The organism is Micromonospora luteifusca (genome assembly GCF_016907275.1).
GTDB lineage: Bacteria > Actinomycetota > Actinomycetes > Mycobacteriales > Micromonosporaceae > Micromonospora > Micromonospora luteifusca.
Genome location: NZ_JAFBBP010000001.1, coordinates 4,191,418 through 4,204,256 on the forward strand (window position 1 = coordinate 4,191,418; position 12,839 = coordinate 4,204,256).

Consider the following 12,839-nt stretch of genomic DNA (forward strand, 5'->3'; position numbering starts at 1 on the left):
GTTGGGTGAGTCGCACGCTCTCGTACTATTTGCTCTATAGAACCGACCAGAGCGCGGTCCCGGCCGGGCTCTTGGTGGTTGGCGCGAGCCAAGGTGAGGCGCTCCTGTGGGATCACCGGCGTGGAGCATGGGCCTACGACCCGGGTCTGGTCACACGCTTTCTAAACGACCATCGCAATTTTGACCGCTATGAGAATGTCGACCGGATGAGGGCCGAGCAGGTGGCCCAGGCCATCACAGGTGTTCCGGCGCTGCCGGACGAGACGGCCTTTCACACGATGCTCGCTAACGGCGCGGCCGGCCACAACGCGGACCGATCGGCACAATCCGGGGTTGCTGATCCGGGCGGGGATCGTCGAGGCTCGCAGCACGGCTGACATCATCGCCGAGACGAGCTGCGGGTAGACATCATTGCGGAGCAGGCACGGCGCAGCCGGAGACGCGGACCTACTCGCGCAACAAATTCGAGAGGCAGATCAGGGGATGACCGAAGGCGTGGATGCTCGGCTGGTGCGGGCGCGGGAGTACTACGAGCAGGCGGTCTTCGGCGGCGACACGAAGCCACTGGACGAGGCGGAGCGGGACCTTGCCGGGGTGGAGGCCGATGTGGCCCTGGCCCGAGGCAAAATCCTGCACGCTCGTTTCCTGGATACCAGGCTGGAGGATGCAGCAGAACTGCCGCTCTTCGAGCGCGCGGCCGGGCTCTACCGCGAGCTGGGCGACGCCCGCGGCGAGGGCGAGGCGCTCTTCTGGGTGGGGACCGTCTACCAGGTGATTCGCCAGGACCAGGAAACGGCCGAGCCGGCCTTCGCTCGGGCGCGGGAGTTGGCCACCGCGGCGGGCGACGAGCTGACCTTGTCGTACGTGCTGCGGCACCTCTGCTTCGGCGAGCAGGCGGCCGGGCGGGTCGACGCGGCGAGGGAGTTGCTGGCGGAGTCGACCCGGCTACGCCGGAAGCTGTCCTTCGCTCCGGGCGTCGCGGCAAACCTGATCGTCCTGGCGCACCTGGCGGCGAGCGACGGTGACCGGGAAGCCGCCCACGATCTGCTCGACGAGGCGGCTGGGCTCGCTGTCGACAGTGGCGCGCACGGCGTGGGCCACTGGATCGAGGGTGCCCGCGTGGAATTGGGCCTCGCCTGATCGTGGAGTTGCGGGGGCTGCCGGGGATCGCGACGGCTGGGCAGGAAGCGGAACGGTGTGGGGATGATGGGCCGGCGAATAGCATCGGCGCGTGACACGCAATATCGACTCCAGTTCGGCGACATTGGGGTATCCGCGGCCGGGGGATAGCCCCATGTCGGCGATGTTGAGTGGATCATGGGAAGGCTTGACGGAAGATCAGGCGGTGGTCGTACAGGAGGAGTTGCGGCCGCTGGTCGACCTGGTTGGGCCGGGGCCGAGCGCGCCTGCGACGGTGGCCGGCCTGGACGTCGCGTACTCCCCGGGGGGTGACCTTCTGGCGGCGGCCGTGACGGTGCTGGATGCCCGGACCTTGACGGTGGTGGACTCCGCGGTCGGTGTGGGACGGCCCGCGTTCGGCTATGTGCCGGGGTTGTTCGCCTTCCGTGAGTTGCCCGCGCTGCTCACCGCATTGGACCGCCTGAGGACTGTCCCGGACCTGCTGGTGTGCGACGGGCACGGGCTGGCGCATCCGCGTCGGTTCGGGCTTGCCTGCCACCTCGGTGTGGTTACCGGGTTGCCCGCGATCGGGGTGGGGAAGACCCCGCTGGTCGGTACGTGGGATCCACCGCCCGGCGAGCGGGGTGCGTGGTCGCCGTTGCGCGACGGCGGTGACGTCGTCGGCCGGGTGCTGCGGACGCGGGACGGGGTGAAGCCCGTCTTCGTCAGCGTCGGCCATCGGATGAGTCTGGCGAACGCGACCGCGCAGGTGCTCGCGCTCACCCCGCGGTTCCGGCTGCCGGAGACCACCCGCACCGCCGACCGACTCTGCCGCGACGCCCTCTCCCGCACGGAACACCCCGACTGACCGCACGGACCGCCCGGACCGACCGCACCCAACACCCCGGACCGACCGCACGGAGGGTGATCGACTCCAGATCGGCGATGTTGGGGCATTCACGGCCGGGGATAGACCCACGTCGCCGATGTCGAGTGGATCATGGTTGCGGCGGTGTCGGGGGATGGCTGAAACCCCATCAGGAGCAGGTCGGCTGGTCGGGCCGCAAACCGTAACGCGGCACACATCTGGGCCGCTCTATGACCGGCGGTGGGGGTGGGCCGGTAGTAGCCTGACCCGCGGACCCCACCCGGGGAGAACGGCGAGGTGATCATGACGGTGCGTCGACGCGCGGCACAGCTCGCGGCGGTCTGCGGTCTGGTGGGCGGCCTGGTGATGCTCGCTGCGTCCCCGGCGTCGGCCGACGAGGACTCCGTCCGGGTGGGTGCGGCCAGCAGCTTCGCCGCCGGCGGATCCGCGCAAGGGGTGAACGTCGCGGTGCGTAAGCGCACCGACGGGTGTGTCCTGCTGCGTACCGCGCTGGGTCTGCGCCTTCAAGGTCTGCAGGCGGATCAGGTGAAGGTCGAGGTCAACGCGGGTGGGCGTTGGCTGCCGGTGGCCGTTTCCGGCGGTGGCGGCAGCGTGGTGACCGCGCAGACGTCCCCGACGAAGCCGACCCTGTGCAAGGGCAAGGGCATCACGGTGCGGTACCGGGTGGCGTTCGCCGCTGGTGCCCCTGGTGGCGGGCTCGTCGTGAGCGGCGCGGGCGTCAGCATGGCGGGTCAGGCGTTGGGCCAGGGCAGCGACACGGCGAAGGTGACCGGCGCGCGGGTCACGCCGACTCCGACGCCGTCGAAGAAGGCGACGCCCACCCCGAGTCCGACCGAGGTCGCGACAGTCGACGAGGCGGTGACCCCGGCGGCGCTCGGCGGTGTGTCCGGTGCGCCGAACACCTCGGCGGTCGCGGTGGAGTCGTCCGGCGGCAAATCGCCGGTAATGATCTTCGGCATCGTGCTGGTGGCGATCGGGTTGCTGCTCATCGTGCTGCTGGTCCGTCGCTCGCGGCAGGACCGGAGGCCGTCCGACGAGCCGACCGGCATCCTTCCGGGCAACCCCGGCGGCACCACCTACCGCGCCGGCGGTGGGTCACCGGCCGCGCCCGGTCGGCCTGGCCAGGTGTACGGCCAGCAGCCGCCGGCCGCCGGATGGGGTGGCGTGCCGTCCCCGCGCCCTGCCGCTGGCGGGGTCTACGGTGCCCGGCCAGACGGTCCCGCTCCCGCCCCGGAGGCGACGCAGCCCATGCCGGGAGCGCCTGGGACCGGGCCGCTGCCTGGAGATCCGCCTACCGACGATGGCGGTCACACCATGATCATGCCCCGGCTCCCCGGCTGAGCAAGGCGCAAGCCGGACCCTCCGTTACGCTCAGGCTCGGTGTCTAACTGCGGCCAAGGAGTGGAACACGTGTCTGATCTGTCCCAGATTGTGAAGGCGTACGACGTCCGAGGGACGGTGCCGGACCAGTGGGACGAGCGGGTCGCCGAGGCACTGGGAGCCGCGTTCACCCAACTGCTCAACTCCACCGAGGAGCCGGGCGACGCGGTCGTCGTCGGGTACGACATGCGGGCCACCTCGCCCGGGCTGGCCGCCGCGTTCGCCGCCGGCGTACGAGCCGAGGGGCGCTCGGTGATCGAGATCGGGCTCGCGTCCACCGACCTGCTCTACTTCGCCTCCGGCTCGCTCGACCTGCCCGGTGCGATGTTCACCGCCAGCCACAATCCCGCGCAGTACAACGGCATCAAGATGTGCCGCTCCGGCGCCCGTCCGATCGGCCAGGAGAGCGGTCTGGCGGAGATCCGGGAGCGGGCCCAGGCCCTTCTGGACTCGGGCGAAGCTCGTCCGGCCGGTGAGCCGACCCGACCCGCCGAGCGACGCGATCTGCTCCCCGACTACGCCGGCTACCTGCGCAAGCTGGTCGATCTCTCGGGCATCCGGCCGTTGAAGGTGGTCGTCGACGCCGGCAACGGGATGGGTGGCTTCACCGTTCCGACCGTGCTGGGCGACGCGGCCCTGTCGCCGCTGCCGCTGGAGATCGTGCCGCTCTACTTCGAGTTGGACGGCACCTTCCCCAACCACGAGGCCAACCCACTGGACCCGGCGAACCTGGTCGACCTCCAGCGCGCGGTGGTCGAGCACGGGGCCGACATCGGGTTGGCCTTCGACGGTGACGCCGACCGGTGCTTCGTGGTGGACGAGCGCGGCGAGCCGGTCTCGCCGTCGGCGATCACCGCCCTCGTCGCCGCGCGTGAGCTGGCCAAGCACCCGGGTTCCACGGTGATCCACGGTCTGATCACCTCCAGCGCCGTCGCGGAGATCATCCGTGAGCATGGTGGGCAGCCGGTCGTCGCCCGGGTCGGGCACTCCTTCATCAAGGCGGAGATGGCCCGGACCAACGCCGTCTTCGGCGGCGAGCACTCCGCGCACTACTACTTCCGGGACTTCTGGTTCGCCGACACCGGGATGCTCGCGGCGATGCACACCCTGGCCGCGTTGGGCGAGCAGTCGCTGCCGCTGTCCGTGTTGGCCGGCGAGTACGAGCGCTACATCGCCTCCGGTGAGATCAACTCGACGGTGGCCGACCAGGCGGCGGCGGTGGCCGAGGTGCGGGCCGCGTACCCCGACGCGGTGGCCGACGAGATGGACGGGCTGACGCTGCGTTTCCCCGACGGCGCCTGGTTCAACCTGCGCGCCTCCAACACGGAGCCGCTGCTGCGGCTCAACGTCGAGGCGCCCACCCGGGATCGGATGGTATCGCTCCGGGACGACGTGCTCGACCGCGTTCGCCGATAAGATCGCCAGCGCCGGTCGGCACCGCCGCCGGTCAAGCCGCACACGTGGAAGGAGCCGTGCCATGGCCCTGGATCCGCAGTTGCTCGAGATTCTCGCCTGCCCGGACACGCACCACGCCCCGCTCACCTACGACGCCGAGGCGCAGACGTTGACCTGCACGGAGTGCGGCCGGATCTTCGAGGTCCGCGACGACGTGCCGGTGCTGCTGCTCGACGAGGCGCGCGGCGGCCCCGGGCAGTCCTCATGATCGACGGTACGGCCGGGGTCAGCGGACGCCGCGACGCTGACGAGGCCCTGCTCGACAACCCGGAGGCGCTGGCCGAGCACGACCCGGGCGGCATGCTCCGGCACACGGCGTCGGCAGGTGCGCAGGTCCGCGAGAGCGCCGCACTGGCCGCCGAGGCGAACCTGGGGGTGCTCGCCGACGACGGGCGCCCACGAGCCGTGGTGATCGCTGGCATCGGCACCGCGGGGCGTACCGGAGACGTGCTGGCCACGGTCGCCGGGCCGCGCTGCCCGGTCCCGATCATCGGGCACCGCAGCGCCGGCGTGCCCGGTTGGGTGGGCGCGGCCGACGTGGTGATCGCGGTGAGCGCGTCCGGTCGTAGCCCGGAGGCGCTTGGCGCCGCCGAGGCGGCGCACCGGCGTGGTGCCCGGCTGGTCGCCGTGGGTGCCCCCGACTCGCAGTTGCAGTCGATCGCCGAGCAGGCCCGCGCGCCGTTCATCCCGGTGCCCCGGCGTGCCCCGGCGCGGGCCAGCCTCTGGGCGCTCACCGTGCCTGTCCTGCTCGCGGCCCGTTCCCTCGGGCTCGTGAAGGTCAACGAGGCGGACCTGGCGGAGACCGCGGCCCGACTCGACGCGGACGCCGACCGCTGCCGGTCGGCGGCGGAGTCCTTCGTCAACCCGGCGAAGTCACTGGCCCTGGGTCTGGCCGGCTCGATCCCGATCGTCTGGGGCTCGTCCCCGCTGGCCACCGTGGCCGCCCGCCGGTTCGGCGACACCCTGTCGGCCAACGCCCGCTACCCGGTGGTCACCGGAGCGCTCGGTGAGGCCGGTCGGGGCCGGGTCGGGCTGCTCGACGGCGTCTTCGGCGGCCTGGCTGAGGGGGAGCGGGACATCTTCGCCGACCCGGCGGAGGACGACGGGGAGGGCACTCGGCTGCGGCTGGTGCTGTTGCGCGACGGCGGGCTCAACGCCGAAGAGGACACCGACGAGCCTCTCGCCGTCGAGGAGCGCCGCGCGGACGCGGTGCAGACCCTCGCCGAGCGCCGCGGCGTCCGGTGTGACGTGGTGACCGCCGAGGGCGGCTCCGCGCTGGAACGGCTGGCCTCGTTGATCGCGGTACCGGACTTCGCCTCGATCTACCTTGCCCTGGCTCACGGGCTGGACCCGATGGCCGTGCCGGCCATCACCGAAATGAAGGAGCTGTCGAACCAGTGAACGAACGTAGGGGGCGGCGCACCATGCGCGCATCGGCCGGCTTCGTTGAGCGAAGCGGAGCGGTGGCATGAGCGCCAACGGTGGGACGAAGGCGATCGTCGCCGCCCTGCTGGCCAACATCGGCATCGCCGTCACCAAGTTCATTGCGTTCCTGCTCTCCGGTTCCTCGTCGATGCTGGCCGAGGCGGTCCACTCGGTCGCCGACTCCGGCAACCAGGGCCTGTTGCTGCTCGGCGGCAAGCGGGCGAAGCGCGCGGCGACACCGGAGCACCCCTTCGGGTACGGCCGGGAGCGCTACATCTACGCGTTCATCGTGTCCATCGTGCTGTTCAGCATCGGTGGCCTGTTCGCGCTCTACGAGGCGTACCACAAGTGGTCGCACAAGGGCGGCATCGAGTCCTGGCACTGGTTGCCGGTGGCCGTGCTGGTGGCGGCGATCATCATGGAGTCGTTCTCCTTCCGGACCGCCATCAAGGAGTCCAACCACATCCGGGGCAACCAGTCCTGGGTGCGCTTCATCCGGCGCGCCAAGGCGCCTGAGCTGCCGGTGGTGCTTCTGGAGGACTTCGGCGCCCTGGTCGGTCTGGTGTTCGCCCTGTTTGGTGTCGGCATGACGCTGATCACCGGCAACGGTCGATGGGACGCCGCCGGCACCGCGATGATCGGCCTGCTGCTGGTGACCATCGCGATCGTGCTGGCCATCGAGACGAAGAGTCTGCTGCTCGGTGAGGGCGCCGAGGCGTCCGACCTGGCCGCCATCGAGCGGGCCGTCACCGACGGCCCCGAGGTGGAGCGGATCATCCACATGAAGACGCTCTACCTGGGCCCGGAAGAGCTGATGGTGGCCGCGAAGATCGCCGTGCCGGAATGGGAGAGCGCTCACGACCTGGCTCGCGGCATCAACGCGGTGGAGGCGCGGATCCGCGCCGCGGTGCCGATCGCCCGGGTGATCTACCTTGAGCCGGACGTCTACAGCGTCGCTGCCGCCGAGGCCGGCACCGGCGCCGCCGCCGACACCGCCGTGCCGCAGCCGCAGGATGCGTCGGGCGAGACGGCCCGGCGGCCCGGGGGCTGACCGGTGGAGCCACTGTACGGACCGATCCGGGACTACGCCTGGGGGTCCCGCTCGGCCATCGCCCTCCTGCAGGGGCGGGCGGTGCCCAGCGCCGGCCCGGAGGCAGAGCTGTGGTTGGGCGCCCACCCGGGCGCGCCGGCCAGGGTGGACCGCGCCGGCCTGCGGGTGAGCCTCTGCGACCTGGTGCGGGACGAGCCGGGGCAGTGGCTCGGCCAGCGGGTGTCCGAGCGGTTCGGCAGCCGGCTGCCGTTCCTGCTCAAGGTCCTCGCGGCCGACGCTCCGCTGAGCTTGCAGGCACACCCGGACGCCGAGCAGGCCCGTGCGGGCTTCGCGGCGGAGCAGGCCCGGGCCGTCTTCGCGGCGCAGGCGGGGCGGCCCGAGGGGGAGCGCAACTACTCCGACCCGCACCACAAGCCGGAGTTGCTGGTCGCGCTCACCCCGTTCGAGGCGCTGTGCGGCTTCCGGGACCCGGCCGAGTCGGCCGAGGCGCTCGCCGCGTTCGACGTACCGGAGTTGACGCCGGTGGTCACCGCGTTGCGGGCCGGGCCGGCGGGGTTGCGGACGGCGGTGCGGACGTTGCTCGGCTGGCCGGTCGAGGAGCGTGCCGAGCTGCTGGGTTCGGTGCTGGCGGCGTCGGCCGACGGCCCGGACGCGGAGCTGGTCCGCCGGCTGGCCAAGGCCTACCCGGCGGATCCGGGCGCGCTGGTGGCGCTGCTGCTGCACCATGTGCGGCTGGTGCCGGGAGAAGCGATCTGGATGCCGGCCGGAAACCTGCACGCCTACCTGAGCGGCTGCGGAGTGGAGATCATGGCGGCCAGCGACAACGTGCTGCGTGGCGGCCTGACCCCGAAGCGGGTGGACGTCGACGAGTTGCTGCGGGTGCTGCGCTTCGAGGTGCTCGACGATCCGGTGCGGGCCGCGCAGCCGGTCGGCCCGGGTGTGGACTGGTGGCCGGTGCCGGTGGACGACTTCGCGTTGCACCGGGTGCGCGTCGGTGCGGCCGTGCCCTCGGTCACGCTGCCGCTGCCCGGTCCCCGGGTGGTGCTCTGCAGCGGCGGCTCGATCACCGTGGACGACGGTGCCGGTGCGTTGACGCTGGCGTCCGGCGAGGCGGCGATCGGTACGGGGGCCGGCGAGCCGCTGCGGATCAGCGGCGCGGGTGAGGGGTACGTGGCGACCTCCGGGTTGCGGTGAAGCCCCGGCTCCGACGGCGCAAGTCCGACTTTTCCGGAATAGCTTGACGCTGCCCTGCCCAGGTGTGACTCTATGAGTACGCAGCGTTATCGCGACGACGGTCCGAGAACGTGCGAGGGAACCAAACCGGGGGGATGCACGGGGCGGGCGGGACGTGGGCGGGAAAGTCCGTCCACCACCGACCGTCCCGTGCGCTGTCTGCGGACCGTACCCCTGCTGCCCGTCGTCGGCGCGCGTAAGGTGGAGGATCGGCGCAGACATCGTTCGACAGGAGCTTTTATGACCAGCACCCTCCCGGCGTCCGCCAGCGGCACCCCGTCCGAGACCCGGCCGAGCACGCTCGCCGAAGGCGACTTCAAGGTGGCGGATCTGTCGCTCGCCGAGTTCGGGCGTAAGGAGATCCAGCTCGCCGAGCACGAGATGCCCGGCCTGATGGCGATCCGTCGGGAGTTCGCCGAGGCGCAGCCGCTCGCCGGCGCGCGGATCACCGGCTCGCTGCACATGACCATCCAGACCGCCGTTCTGATCGAGACGCTGGTCGCGCTCGGAGCGCAGGTGCGCTGGGCGTCCTGCAACATTTTCTCCACCCAGGACCACGCCGCCGCGGCGATCGTCGTCGGCCCGAACGGCACCGCCGAGGCTCCGGCCGGCGTGCCGGTGTACGCGTGGAAGGGCGAGACCCTTCCGGAGTACTGGTGGTGCACCGAGCAGGTGCTGGCCTGGCCGGACGGGCAGGGCCCGAACATGATCCTCGACGACGGTGGTGACGCCACCCTGCTCGTGCACAAGGGTGCCGAGTTCGAGCGGGCCGGGGCGGTCCCGCCGGTCGAGTCCGCCGACTCCGAGGAGTACGGGGTCATCCTGGAGCTGCTGCACCGCTCGCTTGCCGAGGACGGCCAGCGCTGGACCCGGATCTCCGCCGGCATCAAGGGCGTGACCGAGGAGACCACCACGGGCGTGCACCGGCTCTACGAGATGCACCGCGCGGGCACCCTGCTCTTCCCGGCCATCAACGTCAACGACTCGGTGACCAAGAGCAAGTTCGACAACAAGTACGGCTGCCGGCACTCGCTGATCGATGGCATCAACCGGGCCACCGACGTGCTGATCGGCGGCAAGATGGCCGTCGTGATGGGCTACGGCGACGTGGGCAAGGGTTGCGCCGAGTCGCTGCGTGGCCAGGGCGCCCGGGTCGTCGTGACCGAGGTGGACCCGATCTGCGCGTTGCAGGCAGCGATGGACGGTTACCAGGTCGCCACGTTGGACGACGTCGTCGAGCAGGCGGACATCTTCATCACCGCCACCGGTTGCTTCGACGTCATCACGAACGAGCACATGGCCCGGATGAAGCACCAGGCCATCGTCGGCAACATCGGCCACTTCGACAACGAGATCGACATGGCCGGTCTGGCCAAGCGTTCCGACGTCGAGCGGATCAACATCAAGCCGCAGGTCGACCTGTGGCGCTTCGCCGACGGCCACGCCATCATCGTGCTGTCCGAGGGCCGCCTGCTGAACCTGGGCAACGCGACCGGCCACCCGAGCTTCGTGATGTCGAACTCGTTCGCCAACCAGACGATCGCCCAGATCGAGCTCTTCACCAAGACCGAGGAGTACCCGATCGGCGTCTACGTGCTGCCCAAGCACCTGGACGAGAAGGTGGCCCGGCTGCACCTGGGCGCGCTCGGCGCCAAGCTGAGCACGCTGACCAAGGAGCAGGCCGCATACCTGGGTGTCTCCACCGAGGGTCCGTTCAAGCCGGATCACTACCGCTACTGATCGACGTTCTTCCGAACCGGGTCGGCGCTTCGCAGCCGGCCCGGTTCGTCGTCTCCGCCGTCGGCGGGCTCGGCCGGCTCTGCCGTTGGTGGGCTAGCCGGCTTTGCCGTTGGTGGCTCGGCAGGCTTCGTCGTTGGTTGCCTCAGCGGGACCGTGGGCTGCGGCGGGTGGGGCGGAGCCACGTCCAGATGCACCAGGCCAGCCAGCCGAGCGACACGGCGGTGGCCAGCGCCCGCTGACGCAGCATGCTGAGCAGCAGCACCACGGCCAGCACCGCGAGCCACGGCAGGAATCCCTTCACGGCGGCGATCCTTCCACAGCCGAGTGTGGCGGTTTGCCGCGAACCGGGGAGACCGCTGCGCAGGCGAGTGAGCTTGTCGTGAACGACTTGACGGGGCCCCTGAGCAGGGAGCAAGGTATGCCTGCCCTAAGTTAGCTGAGGCGTACCTAACGAACGTGGAGCCCGGATGTTCGCCACCTACCTGATCGGTCTGCGGGAAGGCCTGGAAGCCACCCTGGTGGTCAGCATCCTGGTCGCCTTCCTGGTCAAGTCGCAGCGCCGGGACCGGCTGCCGCAGGTCTGGGCCGGCGTCGGCCTGGCCGTGGCACTCTCGGTGCTCTTCGGCTGGCTGATCGAGTACACGTCGACCTCACTCCTGTCCCGCTACGAGGACCGGGAGTTGTTCGAGGCGATCACCTCCGTCGCCGCCGTGGTCTTCGTCACCTGGATGATCTTCTGGATGCGCCGGGCTGCCCGGAGCATCGCCGGTGAGTTGCGGGGCAAGCTCACGGAGGCGCTGGCCGTCGGGTCGCTCGCGGTCGCTGGCATGGCCTTCCTCGCGGTGATCCGCGAGGGCCTGGAGACCACGCTGATCTTCTACTCGGCCGCCCAGGGTGCGGCCGGCGACAGCGGGCCGCTGCTCGCGTTGATCGGCGGCATCGTCACGGCGGTGGTGCTCGGCGTGCTGCTCTACGCCAGCGCCCTGCGGATCAACCTCAGCAAGTTCTTCACCTGGACCGGCGCGCTGCTGATCCTGGTCGCCGCCGGCATCCTCAAGTACGGCGTCCACGACTTCCAGGAGGCGGGTGTCCTGCCCGGCCTGAACGACCTGGCCTTCGACATCACCAGCACGCTCGACCCGAGCACCTGGTACGCCGCCCTGCTCGCCGGCATGTTCAACGTGACGCCCGCGCCCAGCGTGCTGGAAACGATCGCCTGGGTCGTGTACGCCGTGCCGGTCCTCCTGCTGTTCCTGCGACCGGCCCGGCGTAAGTCGGCACCCGCGCCAGCAGCCACCGAGACCACCACCACCGTCACCGAGCGCGGGGCCGACACCGGCACCGAGGCCGAGGCCGAGGCGGCGTCCACGCCGCAGCGTGCCTGACCCCACGAGGAGAGACAGCTCAGATGCGTACCACCCGATTCTTCGCGCTGGCCGCCGTCGGTGTGCTGGCGACGGCCGGTGTGACCGCCTGCTCCGACTCCGACAAGGGCGACCCGGCCGCGGCCGGCGGCCCGATCGCGGTCAAGGCGACGGACACCGCCTGTGAGGTCGGCACCACCGACCTGGGCGCCGGTACCGCCACCTTCAAGATCACCAACTCGGGTGCGAAGGTGACCGAGTTCTACGTGTACGCCGACGGCGACCGCGTGATGGGTGAGGTGGAGAACATCGCCCCCGGGCTGAGCCGTGAGCTGCACGTGGAGTTGCCGGCCGGCACGTACCAGACGGCCTGCAAGCCCGGGATGAGCGGCAAGGGCATCCGGGGTGCGCTCAAGGTCAGCGGGTCGGCGCAGCCGCTCACCGCCGATGCCGCGCTGGGTGGTGCCACCGAGAACTACCAGCGCTACGTCAAGAGCCAGACCGCCGCGCTGCTGGACAAGACCGAGGAGTTCGTCGCCGCGGTCAAGGCCGGTGACGTGGCGAAGTCCAAGGCGCTCTACCCGGTCGCCCGCACCTACTGGGAGCGGATCGAGCCGGTGGCCGAGATCTTCGGCGACCTCGACCCCAAGATCGACGGCCGCGAAGAGGTCATCGAGGAGGGGATGGAGTTCACTGGTTTCCACCGGATCGAGAAGGACCTCTGGCAGTCCGGCGACATCAGCAAGGACGGCCCGATCGCCGACCGCCTGCTGGTGGACGTCAAGGAGATCGTGGCCAAGGCCAACGCCGAGAAGCTCTCCCCGCTCCAGCTCGCCAACGGTGCCAAGGAACTCCTCGACGAGGTGGCCAGCGGCAAGATCACTGGTGAGGAGGACCGCTACTCGCACACCGACCTGTGGGACTTCGCCGCCAACCTCGAAGGTTCCAAGGCCGCCGTGTCCGCTCTCCGTCCGGCATTGGAGCAGCGCGCTCCGGAGCTGGTCAAGCAGTTGGACACCGAGTTCGCCAACGTCGAGGCGCTGCTCGGCAAGCACCGCGACGGTGACGGGTGGAAGCTGCACACCGCGTTGAACAAGACCGAGCTCAGGGAGCTCTCCGACGGCATCAACGCGCTTGCCGAGCCGATCAGCAAGGTCGCCGCGGCCGTCGCGAAGTGACCCGA

At 70.6% G+C, this 12,839-nt stretch carries 13 protein-coding genes; 12 read left to right on the top strand and 1 reads right to left on the bottom strand.

The annotated features are described in order from the left end of the window. Nucleotides 1–5 precede the first annotated feature (5 nt). From JOD64_RS19105 to ahcY, 10 genes are all read left to right on the top strand, one after another. Nucleotides 6–377, top strand: a complete 372-nt coding sequence (locus JOD64_RS19105; RefSeq protein ID WP_204943464.1) for a hypothetical protein — start codon at nucleotides 6–8, stop codon at nucleotides 375–377. A 106-nt stretch (nucleotides 378–483) separates the two neighbouring features. Beyond that, nucleotides 484–1,140 (top strand): tetratricopeptide repeat protein, encoded by a 657-nt coding sequence (locus tag JOD64_RS19110; protein ID WP_204943465.1) that lies wholly within the window; start codon nucleotides 484–486, stop codon nucleotides 1,138–1,140. A 163-nt stretch (nucleotides 1,141–1,303) separates the two neighbouring features. Continuing rightward, entirely contained in the window at nucleotides 1,304–1,987 is a 684-nt protein-coding gene (locus JOD64_RS19115) for an endonuclease V (protein ID WP_204946142.1), read from the top strand. Between the two features lie 303 nt (nucleotides 1,988–2,290). Then, a complete protein-coding gene (locus JOD64_RS19120) occupies nucleotides 2,291–3,349 on the top strand; it encodes a hypothetical protein (protein WP_204943466.1) in 1,059 nt (352 codons plus the stop codon). A 69-nt stretch (nucleotides 3,350–3,418) separates the two neighbouring features. Further along, on the top strand, nucleotides 3,419–4,804 hold the full coding sequence (locus JOD64_RS19125; protein WP_204943467.1) for a phosphomannomutase/phosphoglucomutase: 1,386 nt from the start codon (nucleotides 3,419–3,421) through the stop codon (nucleotides 4,802–4,804). A gap of 61 nt (nucleotides 4,805–4,865) precedes the next feature. Beyond that, a complete protein-coding gene (locus JOD64_RS19130) occupies nucleotides 4,866–5,051 on the top strand; it encodes a Trm112 family protein (protein WP_091394023.1) in 186 nt (61 codons plus the stop codon). Beyond that, nucleotides 5,048–6,244, top strand: a complete 1,197-nt coding sequence (locus JOD64_RS19135; protein WP_204943468.1) for an SIS domain-containing protein — start codon at nucleotides 5,048–5,050, stop codon at nucleotides 6,242–6,244. The genes JOD64_RS19130 and JOD64_RS19135 overlap by 4 nt, the downstream gene beginning before the upstream one ends. Before the next feature lie 67 nt (nucleotides 6,245–6,311). Further along, the gene (locus JOD64_RS19140) at nucleotides 6,312–7,319 is read left to right on the top strand and encodes a cation diffusion facilitator family transporter (RefSeq protein ID WP_204943469.1); all 1,008 of its coding nucleotides are present in this window, start codon (nucleotides 6,312–6,314) and stop codon (nucleotides 7,317–7,319) included. A gap of 3 nt (nucleotides 7,320–7,322) precedes the next feature. Beyond that, the gene (gene manA, locus JOD64_RS19145; RefSeq protein WP_204943470.1) at nucleotides 7,323–8,513 is read left to right on the top strand and encodes a mannose-6-phosphate isomerase, class I; all 1,191 of its coding nucleotides are present in this window, start codon (nucleotides 7,323–7,325) and stop codon (nucleotides 8,511–8,513) included. Between the two features lie 279 nt (nucleotides 8,514–8,792). Continuing rightward, the gene (gene ahcY, locus JOD64_RS19150) at nucleotides 8,793–10,292 is read left to right on the top strand and encodes an adenosylhomocysteinase (RefSeq protein ID WP_204943471.1); all 1,500 of its coding nucleotides are present in this window, start codon (nucleotides 8,793–8,795) and stop codon (nucleotides 10,290–10,292) included. 142 nt (nucleotides 10,293–10,434) lie between these two features. Here ahcY and JOD64_RS19155 read toward each other — a convergent pair whose 3' ends face one another. Next, nucleotides 10,435–10,593, bottom strand: a complete 159-nt coding sequence (locus JOD64_RS19155; RefSeq protein WP_204943472.1) for a hypothetical protein — start codon at nucleotides 10,591–10,593, stop codon at nucleotides 10,435–10,437. Nucleotides 10,594–10,759: 166 nt separating this feature from the next. Here JOD64_RS19155 and efeU point away from each other — a divergent pair, with 166 nt between their 5' ends. Together efeU and efeO are read left to right on the top strand one after the other, a co-directional pair. Beyond that, a complete protein-coding gene (gene efeU, locus JOD64_RS19160; RefSeq protein ID WP_239559582.1) occupies nucleotides 10,760–11,677 on the top strand; it encodes an iron uptake transporter permease EfeU in 918 nt (305 codons plus the stop codon). A gap of 23 nt (nucleotides 11,678–11,700) precedes the next feature. Continuing rightward, a complete protein-coding gene (gene efeO / locus JOD64_RS19165) occupies nucleotides 11,701–12,834 on the top strand; it encodes an iron uptake system protein EfeO (RefSeq protein WP_204943473.1) in 1,134 nt (377 codons plus the stop codon). Nucleotides 12,835–12,839 lie beyond the last annotated feature (5 nt).